Origin of the sequence: Shinella sp. WSC3-e (assembly GCF_945994535.1) — a bacterium.
GTDB lineage: Bacteria > Pseudomonadota > Alphaproteobacteria > Rhizobiales > Rhizobiaceae > Shinella > Shinella yambaruensis.
In genome coordinates this window covers 249,830-265,357 of record NZ_OZ000533.1, presented here as the reverse complement: position 1 = coordinate 265,357, position 15,528 = coordinate 249,830, and the positions used below count along the sequence as shown (strand labels likewise).

The following is a 15,528-nucleotide window of genomic DNA, read 5'->3' as shown; positions in this document are numbered from 1 at the left end:
GGAATGGATCGGCCGGGGTGGTGTTCTTGACACTCAGCCATTGGCGAAGCCGCGCAGCAGCGCGGCCACGTCGGCGGGACGCTCGATGCAGGGCAAATGGCCGGCGCCCTTGATGATGTGGAAAATGGCGCCCGGAATCCGGCGCGCCGTCGCCTCGACCAGCGCGGGCGGCGTCGAAAGGTCGTCTTCGCCGGCGATCACCAGCGTGGGCGCCGTTATGCCGGTGATGGCGTCGGTCAGGTCTGCATCGCGCAAGGCCTTGCAGGTTTCGGCATAGCCCGCCGCCGGCGTGCGCTCCAGCATCCGGCGCCAGCCGGAAAAGGCTTCCGGCTGCCCCGCGCGATAATCCGGCGAAAACCATCGGGCCATGATCGCCTCGCCGATCGATGCAACGCCGCCGTCCAGGACGGCATTTATCCGTGCGTTCCAGGCGTCCGGCGTGCCGATCTTCGCCGCCGTGTCCATCAGCACGAGACGGGTGACGCGCGCCGGCGCCCGCACGGCGAGATCCATGGCAATCACTCCACCGACCGAGAGGCCGCAGAGCATCGTATCCTGCCAGCCGACATGGTCGAGAAGGCCGATGAGGTCGTCGCTGTGGTCGCGGATCCCGCGCGGCGCCGGCGCGACTTCGCTCAATCCATGGCCGCGCTTGTCGTAGAGCAGGAGATCGAAATCGGCGGCGAGCTCATCGATGACATCGTCCCAGATCGCCATGTCCGATCCGAGCGAATTGGCGAAGGCGATCCGCGGTGCGCCGCGCCGGCCGGCGCGGCGATAGGAAAGCACGATGTCGTTGGATCGGCTGAACGGCATGGCGGTCGCTCGCGCTGATGTGGCTGGAACACGCGCGTGGCCCTGCCGGCCGGGTTTCCGGCCGCAAATCGGGCCTGCACAGAAGCTCCTGCGAAATTCTTGCTGCAAGGCTAGCTTTGGAGGCGCAAAGCGTCCAAGACTATCGTGGTCGATTTCGATACCGGGAAGGTATAGTGCCATGGAGCTGCGCCAACTTCGCTACTTCGTCGCCGTCGCCCGCGAACGCAATTTCTCGAGGGCTGCGGAACTGTTGCACATCGCCCAGCCGCCGCTCAGCCGGCAGATCCAGCAACTGGAGGAAACACTCGGGGTCACCCTGATCGATCGGTCCATCCGCCCGCTGGCGCTTACCGATGCGGGCCGCTTCTTCTATGATCAGGCGCGGCAGATCCTTTCCCGCATCGATCATGTGCGCGAGCAGACGCGGCGCATCGCCGCCTCGCGCCGGGAGATCTTCATCATCGGCTGTGTCGGTTCGACGCTCTACAGCGGCATCCCGGATCTGGTGCGCCGCATGCGGGCCCGCTGGCCGGCGCTCGGCATCGAGATCCGCGAGATGATGTCGGTGGAGCAGATCGCGGCGCTGAAGGACGGGCGCATCGATCTCGGTTTCGGCCGCGTGCGGCTCAGCGATCCGGATATCGAGCGGATCACGCTGCGGGAGGAGCGGTTGGTCGTCGCCTTTCCCAGGGAGCACCCGAAATCGCTGTCGTCGGAGCCTGTTGCATTGAGCGAGGTCGCCGGCGAGACGCTGGTGATTTATCCCTCCAAGCCGCGGCCGAGCTTTGCCGACGAGGTGCTGGCCCTCTGCGCCGATCTCAATGTCGAACCGGGCACTGTCGAGGAGGTGCGGGAAATCCAGACGGCGCTCGGCCTTGTCGCCGCCGCCATCGGCGTGTGTATCCTGCCCGCGGCGGCCCAGCGCCAGCGCATGGACGATGTCTGCTACCGCGTGCTTTCCGACGAGCGGGCGACCTCGCCCGTCATCATGAGCTACCGGCGGAACGACGGCTCGGGCCGGATCGAGGAGATCAAGGGGCTGATCCGCGAAATGTATGCGGAGAACCCGCCCTGGCTGCGCCTGTCGAACGTTACCTGGTAGCCCCTCCCCGCGTGTTACGTGCCTGCCTGTCGTCGGACGACCTTGCCCTCTTCGGCCTTGTAGAAATATTGGCTCGCGACCAGCCATCCCTTGAGCGGCCGCAGCGGGGGAATGCAGGTCAACAGCATGAAGGGCCCGGTGACCAGCACCTGCGTCAGCAGCGAGGCGCTGAAGGCGATCTCCAGCCAGACGGCGAGCAGCACGCTCGGCACGCAGGCAAAGCAGATGACGAAAAAGGCAGGGCCATCGGCCGGGTCGGCGAAGGAGTAGTCGAGACCGCAGGCCTCGCATTTGGGCGCCAGGGTCAGGAACCCCTTGAAGAGATGGCCCTGGCCGCAACGTGGGCAACGGCCCCGGATGCCGGTCTGCATGGGCGGCAGTTGAGGATAGGTCTCATTCATGGCTGCATCTTTCCTTATCCATTCAATCCGATCATTTTATGCGTTCATATAGATGTAATTATACTGTCAATATGTCGATCAGACATACTGACGCAGGCGCGCGGGCGCCTGCCGCCGGCGGGGCGAGTTCATTCAATCGGGAGACGTGTGAAATCAGAAGAAGGAGCCGGCCATTTCCGGCGGCCCTTCGAGCGCATGCGCCATGAATTCGAGGGCGGTCTGAAGCTGCGGCCGTGTTACCGGGCCGCCGAGACTGACCCGCACGGCCTCGGGCGGCGTGCCGTCGACCGCAAAGGCATCGCTGGCCATCACGCCGAGGCCGCAGGCCCGCATGTGGGTGCCGAAGGTGGATCGTGTCCAGCCCTGCGGCAGCGGCAGCCAGATGTTGAAGCTCAAGGGATCGCCGCGGTAGCCGGCGGGCAGGAGGCTGGCGGCCAGTGCCTGGCGGGCCGGCGCCTCCGTGCGGAGGAATCCGAGAATGGCGTCGGCCGTGCCATCCTCGATCCAGCGTGTGGCGAGCGCCGTCGTCAGGGGCGAGGCCATGACATTGCCCGCCCGCATGGCTCCGGCGAAGGACCAGAGGGCCCGGCTGTCGTCGGGCGCGGCCACATAGGCAAGGCGCAGGCCCGCACCGATGCATTTCGACAGGCCGCCGATATACCATGTGAGCTGTGGCGCGAGGGCGGCAAGCGGCGCGGGGCCATCTGCCGGAATGAAGCCATAGGCATCGTCCTCGACGATCGGCAGGCGGTATGTCTGCGCCACGGCGGCGATCGCCGCGCGCCGGTCGGCGGGCATGGTCAGCGTCAACGGATTCTGCAGCGTCGGATTGAGATAGATCGCCTTCGGCTTTTCGCGTTCGCAGGCATCCGCGAAGGCATCCGGCAGGACGCCGTGATCGTCCACCGGCAGGCCGACAAGCCGCAGGCGCAGCTGCGCCGCGATCGAGCGCATGCCCGGATAGGTGATGGTTTCGGCAAGCACGGTATCGCCCGGCTTGGTAAGCATGCCGAAGATCGCCAGCAGCGCGGGATGGGCGCCGGGCGCCACGAAGATGCGTTCCTGCGGCGGCGTGAGGCCGCGCCGGCCGAGCCAAAGCGCGGCGGCCTCCTTGTCCATGGCCGCGCCGCCGAAACTCTGGTAGCGCAGCAGGGGAACGAGATCGGCGGCGAGCGCGGAAAGGCCCTCGCGCATGCGGGCAAGCAGGGCCAGGTCGTCCGGTTCCGGCGGCATGTTCATGGAGGGATCGACCATGGCGGCGCGGCGGCTGTCGGGCGATGCGTCCACGGTGAAGGTGCCGCGCGCCGCGCCCGTGCTGCCCGTCACGAAGGTGCCGCGGCCGACATGCGACTGCACGAGCCCGCGCTTCTGCGCTTCGAGATAGCCGCGGGCGACGGTTGTGACGTCGATGGCGAGCCGCCGGGCAAGGTCCCGGTGCGTCGGCAGTTTGTCGCCGGCCGAGAGCTGCCCGCCGCGCAGGTCCATCTCGATCAGGTCGGCGATCGCCATGTAGAGGGGGCTGCTGCTGCGGCCGAGATCAGGATGCCAGTTCTTCATGCCTGCGGGTTCCAAGCCAATACAGATTGACGGTATATTGCCTGTATGCCGGCCTGTCATCCCGCGGGTGCGGACAAAGCGTCGCAATGCTGGAGAAGTCGGATTGACGAATGTCAGCCGGCAGGGACGGCGGCCTTCTGCGTGAGGACGTCGGCCATGGTGCGGGCAAGCGCGCGGGCGGCGAGGGTCGGCTGCCTGTCGGCGTAGCGGATGCTGAGGGAGGAAGCGGGAAGTGGCGGCAGCGGGCCGCCTGTGGGAGCTGCGCGGATGCCGCTGCCGATATCGCCCTCGGTCACCACGGCCACCGCCAGGCCGGCACGCACGACGGAGAAGACGCCTTGCAGGCTGGTGCAGGTCACCACGCATTTCCAGCGCATGCCGTTTTGCTCCAGGGCGGAAATTGCCGCGCCGCGATAGGCGCAAGGCCCGCGAACCAGCGCCAGCGGCACGGTGCCATCCGGCGGAGGCACCCAGTTGGGGGCGGTGATCCAGACGAGGTTCTCCGTGCATAGTACGTCGCCGTCCTGCATTGCGGGTACGGCGCGGATGACGGCGAGGTCGATGTTACGCTGGCGCAGGTCCCGCAGTAGGTCGCTCGACAGTCCGCCCCGGATCTCCACGCCAACCCGCGGCTTTTCACGCATGAAATTCTTCAGCGCCACGGTGAGCGGAACGAAGAGGTAATGGTCGTCGGGAACGCCGACCACCAGCGTGCCGCTGAGAAGATCGGGCTTGAAGCTTTGCTCCATCTCCTCGATCGATTGCACCACGCGCCTGGCGTGGGCGATCAGCTCCCGCCCGTCGGAGGTCAGCACGCAGGAGCGGGTGGTGCGCTCGAACACCTGTTTGCCGAGGTGGCTCTCGAGTCGGGCGATCTTGTGGCTGACGGTCGACTGCGTGATGTTCAGCCGTTCTGCCGCCGCCGAAAAGCTCTGGGTGTCCGCCACCGTGAGGAAGCACTGGAGAAGAGAGGTGTCCATGGAAAAAGAATATATGAAGATTATCGCTTAATCCATGACGAAACATCGCTTCCGTCGATTAACCTTTGCAGTCATCAATGCGGCCGACGAAGCAGCGGTGGAGATGCCGACGTGGCGGATGAAACAGACAAACCGGCGGCGGTCGGTCTCCTCGTGCCGGCGAATGATACGGTGGTCAAGCGGGAAATACGGCGTTTTCTGCCGCTGCCCGGCGTCGTGGTCTATTCCAGCCGCGTCCCGATGGTGCGGGACCTGGCGCCGGCGAAGCCTTGCGGCCATGGCCGAGGCCCTGCCCCGGACCGTTAACTGCCGCTGCCGCCGCGCGGCGACGGGCAAGCCGGTCGCCGCCCGCAATCCGGCGCTTGCCTGGGATGCGCTTCGAAAGGCGGGGCGCAACGCCCCCTCCCCCGTGCTGGCCGTCTTTGGGCGGCATAGCGGCAAATCCACGTCCCAATCAGAAGGATCACCATGATGACGACAAGCGAAAGCAATGATTTCCGGGCCGCCATGGATGGCGAGATCGGCATCCTCGCCAGGCGCAGGATCGAGGCCGGCATCATCGCGCCGATCTACGAGGAAATGTGCCGGCAGATCGGCGTGGAAAAGGCGGAGGCCATTCTCGATGCCGCCATCCGGCAGGCCGCGATCAAGGCCGGGCAGGCCTTCGCCGCGAAGACCCCCGGCGGCACGACGCTGCGCACCTTCCAAGAGCTGCAGGATCTCTGGACGCAGGATGATGCCCTGGTGATCGAGGTCACGAAGGCGACCGATGCGGAATTCCACTATAACGTCAAGCGCTGTCGCTACGCCGAGACCTATCGGGAAATGGGTCTCGGCCATATCGGGCACCTCCTGTCGTGCAACCGGGACGGTGTCTTCTGTACGGGCTATGATCCGCGCATCACGCTGGAGCGCAGCCAGACGGTGATGGAGGGAGCCTCCCACTGCGACTTCAAATACCGTTTCCATGCGAATGCGCAGGGGCAGGGAGAATGAACGCCATCCCGTCACCCGCCGCCCTGCCCCCGCTTCTCGTCGATGCGGAGCGGTTATGGTCCGATATCCTCGCGACCGCGCGCTTCGGCGCTGCCGGCGAGACCGGCATGAACCGCCTTGCCGGCAGCGTGGCCGATGGCGACGTGCGCCGCTGGTTCGAGGCGGAATGCCGGGCGCTTGGCTGTACGGTCGAGGTCGATCGCATCGGCAACATGTTCGCGACCTATCCCGGTACGGATCCTTGTCTCCCCTCCATTGCCGTCGGAAGCCATCTCGACACCCAGCCGGCTGGCGGTCGCTTCGACGGCATTCTCGGCGTGCTGGCCGGCGTTGAAATCCTCCGCATCCTGTGCGCATCCGGCCGGCGGCTGGCGCATCCTTTCACCGTGGTCAACTGGACCAATGAGGAGGGCTCCCGTTTCGCCCCAGCCATGATGGGATCCGGAGTGTTCTGCGGCGTCCATGCGCTTGATGTCATGTCCGCCCGCACCGACAAGGATGGTATCTCGCTGGGAGAGGCGCTAGAAGCGATCGGCTACAGGGGCGAGCATCCGCCCGGGCATTTGCCGATGGCGGCTTATCTGGAACTGCATATCGAGCAGGGGCCTGTGCTGGAAGCGGCCGGGCGCGCCATCGGCATCGTCACGGGCGTGCAGGGGCTCCGCTGGCTGGACATCCGCATCAAGGGTACGGAGGCGCATGCGGGGGCCTTTCCGATGACCTTGCGCCAGGATGCGCTGGTTTCGGCTGCGAAGGTCATCCAGGCCGTCGAGGCCGTCGCCCTGAAACATCCCCCGGGCGTCGGCACGGTGGGATATGTCCATGTCGCCCCGAATTCCCGAAATGTCGTTCCGGGCGAGGTCTGCCTCGAAGTGGACCTGCGGCACCCGGACGAAGTGGGTCTTATGGCGTTGGAGGCTGGTATCCGCGACGAGGTGGCCCGGCTGGTGTCCGGGGCGGCGGTCTCCGCCGTATGGCGCAAGGCTCCGGTCGCCTTCGATGCGACGTTGCGCGGTGTGGTCGCGCAAGCCGCGGCGGACCTAGCCCTCCCGGCTATGGACATCGTGTCGGGTGCGGGTCATGACGCGGCACATCTTGCCGGCCAGGTGCCGACGGCGATGGTTTTCATACCCTCGCGCGATGGGCTGTCGCACAATGCGCGCGAATTCTCCTCTCCGCAGCAATGCGCCGACGGCGCGAATGTCCTGCTGCGAAGTGTTTTGCGCGCCGATGAACTTTTGCTATCAAGACGGGCGCGGACCTGAAGGATGTCTGCCGTTCTTCCGGACCTGGAAGAGCGTGCTGATAGCACCACGTCCCCCCTACCCCGTCCGAGCCGCCTGCACGAATCCAGCTTCGTGCAGGAACGATCGACGTGGGCAACGCCTTGCGAAGGATTGACACATGAACACGAATTCGACCCGGTTCCAGACGGAAGCCGTCCCCTCTCTCGACTGTGCCGACCGGGCCTGGGCGCGCAATGCGATCGGCATCCTGGAGGGCGATGCGCGCCGTTCGGCTGATACGCATCTGGTCAATCCGGTGTTCAAGGGGTTGAAGGGCATAGCCATCTATCTCAAGGATGAGAGCACGCACCCGACTGGAAGCCTGAAGCATCGGCTCGCCCGCTCGCTGTTCCTCTACGGCATCTGCAACGGAAGGATCAGCAAGGGCACAACCCTGGTCGAGGCCTCGTCGGGATCGACCGCGGTGTCCGAGGCCTATTTCGCCAATCTGCTCGAACTTCCGTTCATTGCCGTCATGCCGCGTAGCACCAGCCGGACGAAGATCGACGTCATCGAACGTTTCGGCGGCCGCTGCGCCTTCGTCGACAGCCCGTCGGAGGTCTATGAAACCGCAGCACGCATCGCGGCGGAGACCGGCGGCCACTATCTCGACCAGTTCACCAATGCCGAACGGGCCACCGATTGGCGGGGCAACAACAACATCGCCGAGAGCATCTTCGGCCAGATGGAACGGGAAGCCCATCCGGTGCCGAGCTGGGTGATCATGGGCGCTGGAACCGGCGGCACGTCGGCGACGATCGGCCGCTACATCCGCTACCGCAACCTGTCGACGCGGCTATGCGTGACGGACGTCGAGCATTCGGTGTTCTACGACGCCTGGAAGGCGAGCGACATGCAGGTTACCTGCACCGCGCCGTCGCGCATCGAAGGGGTCGGGCGGCCGCGCGTCGAGCCATCCTTCATTCCCACGGTCATCGACCACATGATCAAGGTGCCGGACGCCGCCTCCATCGCCGCGGCGCATGTTCTCTCCGATCGACTGTTCCGCCGGGTGGGCGCCTCGACTGGCACGAACTTCTTCGGCCTGCTCTCCATCGCCGACAGCCTGATGAGGGAAGGGCGCGAAGGCTCCCTCGTCACTCTCATCTGCGACAGCGGCGACCGCTATTCCAGCACCTATTTCAATCCGGACTGGCTGGCGAAAAACGGCATCGACATCGCCCCGTGGTGCGAGACGATCGAGACATTCCTCGACACAGGATCGTTTAGGGCGCCCTGATTGCGTAAAGACGAGTCGCGCCGCATTCCGGCTGCCGCGCGACTCGTCGGCCGCTTCGATTGAGTTGGCGGGCGTTGTACATGTACAACTGCGGGACTTCGGTATGTGCCGTTGAGTCGACGCCGTGATTGGGCAATGGCGGATGTGAGGTCCGGCGGGGCAGGGCGGAAGTGTAAAGCCGCCGACGCGGTTGTACATGTACAACTTGAGCCCTGTGGGCGCCGCCGCAGTCCTATCCAAAAAGGGTTTGCCCGACTCGGGGAATCGGACTAGCTTCATCAGCGCTTATTCATCGATTTTAGAAGAAAAAGCGCAGAAGTTAAATCCGGGGCCACGATGTTGAAACAAGCCGCGACCGACCAGAGCGGAAATCTGCGTTCGCTGATCGTCTCTGACGCAGAAGAACTGATGCGCCAGCTCCAGGCCCATCAGCAGCGGAGCTTTCCGCCGACCGCCAGGAAGAGCATCCGGCATTTCTCCTCGGCCGAGGCTGCCGAGTTCATCGGAATCCACCAGGGCTATCTGCGCCAGATCGTGGCGGAAGGCCACGGGCCGGAGCCGTCCGCCAACGGGCGCCGCACCTATTCCGTCGACGATATCGAGGCTTTGCGCAAGCTTCTCGACGAAGGCGGGAAGGGGCCGCGCAAATATATCCGGCATCGGCGTGATGGCGAAAAGCTGCAGGTCATCTCCGTGATGAACTTCAAGGGCGGCAGCGGCAAGACCACGACCTCCGCCCATCTCGCACAGTTCCTCGCCCTTCGCGGCTATCGCACGCTGGCGATCGACCTCGATCCGCAGGCTTCGCTGTCGGCGCTATTCGGCCACCAGCCGGAACTGGATGTCGGCGACAACGAGACGCTCTATGGCGCCATCCGGTATGACGACGCCCGCCGCGACGTGACCGAGATCGTCCGGGCGACCTACACGCCCAACCTCCATATCATTCCCGGCAATCTCGAGCTCATGGAGTTCGAGCATGAGACGCCGAAGGCGCTGATGGCGCGCACAGATACCAATTCCATGTTCTTCGCGCGCATCGGCGAATGCCTTGCGGATATCGAGAGCGCCTACGACGTCGTGGTGATCGACTGCCCGCCGCAGCTCGGTTTCCTTACCCTGTCCGCCCTCTGCGCCGCGACCGCCGTGCTGATCACCGTCCACCCACAGATGCTCGACGTCATGTCGATGAGCCAGTTCCTCCAGATGACCGGTGACCTGCTGCAGGTCGTGGAGAATGCCGGCGGGGCGATGAACTACGACTGGATGCGGTATCTGGTCACCCGCTTCGAGCCGAATGACGGGCCGCAGGCCCAGATGGCCGGCTTCATGCGCTCGATTTTCGGCAACCGCGTTCTTTCCAACGCGATGCTGAAGTCGACAGCGATTTCCGACGCGGGGCTGACCAAGCAGACCCTCTATGAGATCGACCGGGCGCAGTTCACGCGCGGAACCTATGATCGCGCCCTCGAATCCCTGACCGCGGTGAACACGGAGATCGAAGAGCTCGTCAAGCAGACCTGGGGGCGGAAGTAAGCGATGGCCAGAAAGAACATCTTCGGCGCGGACACTGATGCACCGGCAGGCGCAGGCGCCGAAACCGGCTCGCTGGCCGACATCCGTCCGCTGGCCAATCTCGAACGGCCCCTGCGGCGCTCCGGTCCGGTCGGTGCCTTCTCGCAGTCCCTGGGCAGCATCTCGGAAAAGGCGCAGCGCGCGGCCGACCTCGAAAAGCAGCTCGCCCATGGCCAGACCGTCGTCGAGCTGGATCCGTCCCTCATCGACAGTTCCTTCGTGCCGGACAGGCTCGAGATCGATCCCGAAGGTCTCAACAGCCTTGTCGGGCAGATCCGTGAACACGGCCAGCAGGTCCCGATCCTGGTCCGCCCCCATCCGGATGCCGAGGGTCGCTACCAAGTCGCCTATGGCCATCGGCGGCTTGCCGCCATCCGCAAGATCGGTGGAGCGATCAAGGCGGTCATCCGGCCACTCACGGATGAGCAGCTCGTCGTCAGCCAGGGGCAGGAAAACAACGCCCGTACCGATCTTTCCTATATCGAGCGGACATTCTTTGCCCTTCGCCTCGAGCGGCGCGGTTTTTCACGCGACATCATCATGTCGTCGCTCGGCGTGGACAAGGCCGCCCTGTCGCGGATGATCGCCCTGGCGAGCCGGCTTCCCGATGCGCTGATCGAGGCGATCGGCCCGGCGCCGAGCTTTGGCCGCACGCGATGGGCCGAGGTGGCCGACCTGCTCGACAATGCCCTGAAGAAAGCCAGGGCATTGAAACTCATTCATGCCGATGAATTCAAGGCGCTGTCTTCCGATGGCCGCTTCGAGCATCTCTTCGAACAGCTGCGGGCGGCAAAGCCGAAGCCCAGAAGCGGGGAGTGGCGCGCGGACGGTTCCAGGGCCGTGAAGGTCACGGAGACCGAAGGGCAGCTCACCTTGAATTTCAACAAGGCTGCCGTGCCGAAGTTCGGTGCTTTCGTCGAGAAGCGGCTTGACCGGCTCTACGAGGAATTCCTGAAGGAAAACGAGGAGCTTGAACCGTAAAAGAAAAAGGCCCCCAAACGACCAAAGCCGTGGAAGCCTTCTCCTGATTTCTAGCAAGATCAAGAATCGCATTTCCACGAATCCTAGTCAAGAGTCTTTGGCACCGTTTGGTGAGCGGATTTCTTTTGCCTGAAGAGAGGTGAAGGAAAATGCGAAATGGAAATGTGACGACGCCCTTCGGGCGGCGGCCGATGACGCTTGCCCTGGTGAAGGGCCAGCTGGAGACGGCCGGCCGCAACCCGAACAAGGCGGTCGACAAGTGGAAGGTCTTCCGGGATGTCTGCGAGGCGAAGGATATCTTCGGGCTTCAGGATCGCGCGCTGGCTGTGCTTCACGCACTGCTGAGCTTTTATCCCGAGCCGGATCTCTCCGACGCGCGCGGTCTGGTGGTCTTTCCCTCGAACGCCCAATTGGCCATCCGTGCGCATGGCATTGCCGGAACGACGCTGCGGCGCCATCTGGCGGCCCTGGTCGATGCCGGGCTGATCCAGCGCCGCGACAGCCCGAACGGCAAGCGATATGCCCATCGCAACAGGGGAGGGGAGATCGAGGAGGCTTTCGGCTTCAACCTGGCGCCACTGCTTGCCCGTGCGGCCGAACTGGCGGGGATCGCTCAACAGGTGGCCGAGGAGAAGCTGCGTTTCAAGCGCGCCAGGGAGGCCCTGACGCTGTGCCGGCGCGACGTGCGCAAGTTGATTTCCGCGGCGATGGAAGAGGGGGCCGACGGCGATTGGGCGGCGATCGAGGACCTTTATCTCGCCCTGATCACCCGGCTTCCGCGCCTGCCGCGGCGCGACCAGGTCGACGCCGTGCTGGAAGAAATGGAGCTGCTGCGCGAGGAGATCATCAACCGTCTGGAAATGCAGGTAAAAACAGAAAAAATGAACGGCAATGCTGTCCAATATGGACAGCATATACAGAATTCAAAACCCGACTCCATCCATGAATTTGAACCTAGCTCTAAAAACGAGCAGGGCGAGATGCCGAGACAAGAGGTGAAACCGGTTGCGGTGCAGCCGAAGGCCTTCCCACTGGCGATGGTGCTGAAGGCTTGCCCCCAGATTTGCGACTATGCCCCGGATGGTCGCATCACGCATTGGCGCGACCTGCTGTCGGCGGCCGTGACGGTCCGTTCGATGCTGGGCGTCAGCCCTTCGGCCTACCAGGAGGCATGCGAGATCATGGGACCGGAGAACGCGGCGGTGGCAATGGCCTGTATCCTCGAGCGGGCAGGGCACATCAACTCCGCCGGCGGTTACCTGCGCGACCTGACACGAAAAGCCGCGCGCGGCGAATTCGGGCTTGGCCCGATGCTGATGGCGGCATTGCGGGCGAATGGCGCAGCGGAGAAACGCACGGGCTGATCGTTAGCTTTTTCGGCTGCAGACCCCCTGTTCAGCCGAGTGCTCTTGCTTGCTGGGCGCCCGTCTGCACCAGGATACGGGCAGCTTCCATTGTGATGATCTGGTGGCGGGAGGAAAGGTTAGCCGTGGCGGAGAATAGTTTCGGTCTTGATACCGTCACGAGGCCTACCGCGTGCAGACCCGGCCATCGGATGTGACCCAGCCGGATCCTTTTACGCTCGCCTCCGCAGGCGGAAGTCAAAGTTCGTACGGCCGTGTCGCCACTTCTTGAACTCCGAAGCGCACTCCTAAGTGAGACGACGCCGGTGGAGGCAGTCAGGACGTTATAACAACATCACGAGGCATTCTGCCGGTGAGACTGTACCTTCCGGCTGGAGTCCTCAAGGTGAGGAGGGCGGGATAGCAAGTGCAAGTGTGTTGCAGCGACGGCTGCGGCTGGCGGGCCGTATGGCAGCGCAGGCGCGTTTCGGGAGGGAACTCGCTGTTTTCGGCATCGATTCGGCTCTTTTCTCAATAATGACCACAATGAGCGATAAGGCAAGCTTATTCATCATTATATAGGAAAGACAATCTGTGCGGTTATGCGCCAAACACTGATATAACCCGCACATTTGGTCTAGGATGCCGGTTATGGATTCGCCCGTCACCTCGCCCGTTTCCGCCCTGGTTCTCTCCGCTGCCTTGCCCGGCTGCCACGCGGCCGCGAACCGAACGCGCTTGTCGCCTTCGCCGACGGCATCGCCGTGAAATCGCTGGACGATCTTGTCCACTCTACCCCCGCCTGGGCGGGCTGCTGGCGCGCTCGCCAGGCCCTCAAATATGCCGCCGTCGCGGTCCGGCTGATGGGGCGCAGCGAGGACGAGGCCGCGTTGCGCTTTTGCTCACCGCCGCCGGTGACGATCCCGGCCCGGCCGGAAAGATGTTTTTCGCCTACAAAAGGGTTTGCGCCCGAAAACCCGCCTTTTCCTCGAAGGCGGTGGCTGAGCTTGCTGATCTGTTGGGGCTGGGCTGGGATGATCGGCTGACTGCGGGCGTCGACCTCGCGGACGATGCGCTGCAATCCGGCCGCCCAGCGCCGATCGCCGCGGCGAATCTGGTGAGCACCATCTATGCTGCACGCCCGGATGCCGAACTACTCGCCTGGGCGCTGGCCGATATGCTGATCGCCGCCCTACTGAAATGGGATTTTGCCGTGCCGCTGCTGATGGGCGAGCGGTATGGGCCGGCCCTTAAGACGCTTGGAGGCAGGGCCGCGTGCGCCCGGGCGAGCCGGCCTTTGCCCATGCCGTCTGCCTCGCCCTGGTCGAGGGAACAAGCGCGGCCCTGCGCACCGCCGGCGAGATTGCGCGCCGTGCCGAGACGTTACTCGCTGCCGCACCAAAAGTCCGGACCAAGGGCGCAGATGCGGTCATCGAAAAACTGCTCGGCGAGAATGCCGTCGCGGCGTCGGCGCCCGTCAGCACTCTCTCACGCTGGGCGTCGAGCCGGCGGCCAAGCACAGCAAGATTGACTATCCCAAACCGGACGACGTACTCACCTTCGGCCGTCTCTCCTCGGTGTTCCTGTCGAACACCAACCACGAGGAAGACCAGCCGATCCACCTGCAGGATTCGGTCTATCTGGGGTCGGAATAGAACTCTTCCCGGTCGCCCGCTAAGGGTCGAACAAGATGAGATCTAATGGGAGCTGCCGCAAGACCGGTGATATCGGGTGAGCCCGGCGGATTGCGGGTCAGCGACTGGAAGATCGCTCCACTCATTCCCAGCGCGCCTTCCAGGAGCAAAGCCAGAGCCACCCGCGGCGCTATTGCGGCGCACGGTTGCGGGCGCGGAACGTGGCCGGCATGGTCCAGTTTGGCTCATGCCCCAGTAGCTTCTGGAAGAAGCCTGCGGCGAACGTCGTGTCTTCAGCGGCGTTTTCCTTGAACGAGTACCAACTGCGCAGGTCGTCGACCATGCGGTCGATTTCGCGACGGGTATGAAATTCCTCGTCCAGCGCCTTGGCATGTACGGCAAGACAGAACATCGTACAGGCATAGCCTTCCGGCCAGAATTCCGCTGGTGGATTGCTGGCGACGTTGTCGGGCGGGCAAAGCGCCTTTAGCGGCATGTCGCCGATGAGTTCGCGCAGCACGAGCGACGGCACGAAATTGAAGAATTCCTCGCGCTCCGAACGCGTGCTGGGTTTCTGCAGTTCGATCGACTTCAGCCAGCGAACGAAGATACCGGCGAGCTTGTGCTCGTCGACGGCGAATGTGCAGCCCATCGCCTCGCCGCAGTGGCGCGCAGTCGCCTCAAAGGCGGCGCGGAACCAGTGCAGCTGGCGCACGGCCTGCCGCAACGGCTGGTTCGACGGCGGCAACGTCGCGACGAGTTCGACAAGGTCAAACATGGGCGGCATACTTCTCGAGCAGAAGCGCCGTCCGGTCCGGGTCCCCGGCCGTAAGCGCGGCAAGGAGCTCGCTCTCAAGCGCGGTGCAGAGGTCGGCCGCACTCTCCGCAAGCGTCTCCGGCAGGGCGACCTGCCTGCAGGCCGCAAGCTTCGCCAAAAGGGCCGAGAAAAGTGCAAGCCGCTCCTTGGGTTCGCCGACACGATCGAGAAGGCCAAGAAGGATCGCCGATGCCCGATCCGCATCGATCGCTTCGCCTTGCGCGGCGAAGGCCGGAGTGGCCAATGCGAGCAGCCTGGAAGGCTCCGCGACGCCAAGACGTAGCGCGGTGAGGGAGAGCGGAGAGGCCGCTTCCGCCTCGGCCTGCGAGGGTGCCTGCCTGTGCGGCGCATATGTTCCGCCGCGGTGCGGATCGTCGCCGAACACGCGGTCGGCGACGCCCGACAGAAGCCCGTCGATGCCGCTCGCCACAGTCGTGATGTGACGCAGCATGTGGAGTGCCGGACGGGATAGCGGGCCGGGCAGCGTGGTCGCCACTTCCGCTTCCAGCCGGCCATGCTTGTCGCGCAGCGCGTTCTTCACGCTGCGAAACGCGGCGCGAAGCGGCGGGATGTCGGAAAAGGGCGATCGCGTCTGATCCATGGAGGTTTACCTTTTCGCCGCCGTTCAAGCCGGTTGAAAGGCGTTTGCCGCATTGAGAATGAACAAAATTATACAAATAAGATCATATGTTTGAGAGCGCTGTGGTGTCAAGGCATTTACAACGGCGTTCTGCGTTGAACTAATCAGAACAATCGTGGTATTGAAATGCATAATGTGCATCGTTGGGTGCGGAAAAACC

The 15,528-nt window shown here is 64.2% G+C and carries 14 protein-coding genes and 3 pseudogenes; 9 read left to right on the top strand and 8 right to left on the bottom strand.

Annotation, left to right across the window (positions count from 1 at the left end; genetic code table 11):
* Nucleotides 1–33: 33 nt before the first annotated feature.
* Nucleotides 34–816: a 3-oxoadipate enol-lactonase gene (pcaD, locus tag AABF56_RS29980; RefSeq protein ID WP_272808754.1), complete on the bottom strand. Its 783-nt coding sequence runs from the start codon at nt 814–816 to the stop codon at nt 34–36.
* Between the two features lie 178 nt (nt 817–994).
* Between pcaD and AABF56_RS29975 the strand changes: the two genes are divergently transcribed.
* Nucleotides 995–1,918: a LysR family transcriptional regulator gene (locus tag AABF56_RS29975; protein ID WP_272808755.1), complete on the top strand. Its 924-nt coding sequence runs from the start codon at nt 995–997 to the stop codon at nt 1,916–1,918.
* 14 nt (nt 1,919–1,932) lie between these two features.
* Here the strand turns inward: AABF56_RS29975 and AABF56_RS29970 are convergent, their stop codons facing one another.
* The 3 genes from AABF56_RS29970 to AABF56_RS29960 form a co-directional block, all read right to left on the bottom strand.
* Nucleotides 1,933–2,319, bottom strand: a complete 387-nt coding sequence (locus tag AABF56_RS29970; RefSeq protein WP_272808756.1) for a DUF983 domain-containing protein — start codon at nt 2,317–2,319, stop codon at nt 1,933–1,935.
* A 153-nt stretch (nt 2,320–2,472) separates the two neighbouring features.
* Nucleotides 2,473–3,876, bottom strand: a complete 1,404-nt coding sequence (locus AABF56_RS29965; RefSeq protein WP_272808757.1) for an aminotransferase-like domain-containing protein — start codon at nt 3,874–3,876, stop codon at nt 2,473–2,475.
* A 113-nt stretch (nt 3,877–3,989) separates the two neighbouring features.
* Nucleotides 3,990–4,856 (bottom strand): LysR family transcriptional regulator, encoded by an 867-nt coding sequence (locus AABF56_RS29960; RefSeq protein WP_272808758.1) that lies wholly within the window; start codon nt 4,854–4,856, stop codon nt 3,990–3,992.
* A 471-nt stretch (nt 4,857–5,327) separates the two neighbouring features.
* Between AABF56_RS29960 and AABF56_RS29955 the strand changes: the two genes are divergently transcribed.
* The 6 genes from AABF56_RS29955 to repC all read left to right on the top strand — a co-directional run bounded on the left by AABF56_RS29955 (nt 5,328) and on the right by repC (nt 12,298).
* Entirely contained in the window at nt 5,328–5,852 is a 525-nt protein-coding gene (locus AABF56_RS29955; RefSeq protein ID WP_443021265.1) for an L-2-amino-thiazoline-4-carboxylic acid hydrolase, read from the top strand.
* Nucleotides 5,849–7,117, top strand: a complete 1,269-nt coding sequence (locus AABF56_RS29950) for a M20 family metallo-hydrolase (protein WP_272808760.1) — start codon at nt 5,849–5,851, stop codon at nt 7,115–7,117. The genes AABF56_RS29955 and AABF56_RS29950 overlap by 4 nt, the downstream gene beginning before the upstream one ends.
* Nucleotides 7,118–7,256: 139 nt before the next feature.
* Entirely contained in the window at nt 7,257–8,378 is a 1,122-nt protein-coding gene (locus AABF56_RS29945; RefSeq protein ID WP_272808761.1) for a PLP-dependent cysteine synthase family protein, read from the top strand.
* 336 nt (nt 8,379–8,714) lie between these two features.
* Nucleotides 8,715–9,914 carry a plasmid partitioning protein RepA gene (gene repA / locus AABF56_RS29940; protein ID WP_272808461.1) on the top strand — a complete coding sequence of 400 codons (1,200 nt, stop codon included), beginning with the start codon at nt 8,715–8,717 and terminating at the stop codon, nt 9,912–9,914.
* Nucleotides 9,915–9,917: 3 nt separating this feature from the next.
* Nucleotides 9,918–10,934 carry a plasmid partitioning protein RepB gene (gene repB, locus AABF56_RS29935; protein ID WP_272808462.1) on the top strand — a complete coding sequence of 339 codons (1,017 nt, stop codon included), beginning with the start codon at nt 9,918–9,920 and terminating at the stop codon, nt 10,932–10,934.
* A 149-nt stretch (nt 10,935–11,083) separates the two neighbouring features.
* Nucleotides 11,084–12,298, top strand: a complete 1,215-nt coding sequence (gene repC, locus AABF56_RS29930) for a plasmid replication protein RepC (protein WP_272808463.1) — start codon at nt 11,084–11,086, stop codon at nt 12,296–12,298.
* Between the two features lie 380 nt (nt 12,299–12,678).
* Here the strand turns inward: repC and AABF56_RS29925 are convergent, their stop codons facing one another.
* The gene (locus AABF56_RS29925; protein WP_336314406.1) at nt 12,679–13,068 is read right to left on the bottom strand and encodes a hypothetical protein; all 390 of its coding nucleotides are present in this window, start codon (nt 13,066–13,068) and stop codon (nt 12,679–12,681) included.
* Here AABF56_RS29925 and AABF56_RS37825 point away from each other — a divergent pair.
* A pseudogene (locus AABF56_RS37825) lies at nt 13,042–13,726 on the top strand (DUF1403 family protein); the annotation flags it as partial. The gene AABF56_RS29925 and the pseudogene AABF56_RS37825 overlap by 27 nt on opposite strands.
* A gap of 50 nt (nt 13,727–13,776) precedes the next feature.
* Nucleotides 13,777–13,905: pseudogene (locus AABF56_RS29905) on the top strand (4Fe-4S dicluster domain-containing protein); the annotation flags it as partial.
* Nucleotides 13,906–13,985: 80 nt separating this feature from the next.
* Here the strand turns inward: AABF56_RS29905 and AABF56_RS29900 are convergent.
* The 3 genes and pseudogenes from AABF56_RS29900 to AABF56_RS29890 form a co-directional block, all read right to left on the bottom strand.
* A pseudogene (locus AABF56_RS29900) lies at nt 13,986–14,099 on the bottom strand (iron chelate uptake ABC transporter family permease subunit); the annotation flags it as partial.
* Between the two features lie 2 nt (nt 14,100–14,101).
* Nucleotides 14,102–14,689 (bottom strand): hypothetical protein, encoded by a 588-nt coding sequence (locus AABF56_RS29895; protein ID WP_272808465.1) that lies wholly within the window; start codon nt 14,687–14,689, stop codon nt 14,102–14,104.
* Nucleotides 14,682–15,329 carry a hypothetical protein gene (locus AABF56_RS29890; protein ID WP_272808466.1) on the bottom strand — a complete coding sequence of 216 codons (648 nt, stop codon included), beginning with the start codon at nt 15,327–15,329 and terminating at the stop codon, nt 14,682–14,684. Before AABF56_RS29890 ends, AABF56_RS29895 begins: the two co-directional genes overlap by 8 nt.
* Nucleotides 15,330–15,528 lie beyond the last annotated feature (199 nt).

What these genes read in the sequence shown, in the direction of transcription:
- pcaD (WP_272808754.1), bottom strand. Translation starts at nt 816, where the DNA reads ATGCCGTTCAGCCGATCCAACGACATCGTGCTTTCCTATCGCCGCGCC.
- repC (WP_272808463.1), top strand. Translation starts at nt 11,084, where the DNA reads ATGCGAAATGGAAATGTGACGACGCCCTTCGGGCGGCGGCCGATGACG.
- AABF56_RS29970 (WP_272808756.1), bottom strand. Translation starts at nt 2,319, where the DNA reads ATGAATGAGACCTATCCTCAACTGCCGCCCATGCAGACCGGCATCCGG.
- repA (WP_272808461.1), top strand. Translation starts at nt 8,715, where the DNA reads ATGTTGAAACAAGCCGCGACCGACCAGAGCGGAAATCTGCGTTCGCTG.
- AABF56_RS29955 (WP_443021265.1), top strand. Translation starts at nt 5,328, where the DNA reads ATGACGACAAGCGAAAGCAATGATTTCCGGGCCGCCATGGATGGCGAG.
- repB (WP_272808462.1), top strand. Translation starts at nt 9,918, where the DNA reads ATGGCCAGAAAGAACATCTTCGGCGCGGACACTGATGCACCGGCAGGC.
- AABF56_RS29890 (WP_272808466.1), bottom strand. Translation starts at nt 15,329, where the DNA reads ATGGATCAGACGCGATCGCCCTTTTCCGACATCCCGCCGCTTCGCGCC.
- AABF56_RS29965 (WP_272808757.1), bottom strand. Translation starts at nt 3,876, where the DNA reads ATGAAGAACTGGCATCCTGATCTCGGCCGCAGCAGCAGCCCCCTCTAC.
- AABF56_RS29895 (WP_272808465.1), bottom strand. Translation starts at nt 14,689, where the DNA reads ATGTTTGACCTTGTCGAACTCGTCGCGACGTTGCCGCCGTCGAACCAG.
- AABF56_RS29945 (WP_272808761.1), top strand. Translation starts at nt 7,257, where the DNA reads ATGAACACGAATTCGACCCGGTTCCAGACGGAAGCCGTCCCCTCTCTC.
- AABF56_RS29960 (WP_272808758.1), bottom strand. Translation starts at nt 4,856, where the DNA reads ATGGACACCTCTCTTCTCCAGTGCTTCCTCACGGTGGCGGACACCCAG.
- AABF56_RS29950 (WP_272808760.1), top strand. Translation starts at nt 5,849, where the DNA reads ATGAACGCCATCCCGTCACCCGCCGCCCTGCCCCCGCTTCTCGTCGAT.
- AABF56_RS29975 (WP_272808755.1), top strand. Translation starts at nt 995, where the DNA reads ATGGAGCTGCGCCAACTTCGCTACTTCGTCGCCGTCGCCCGCGAACGC.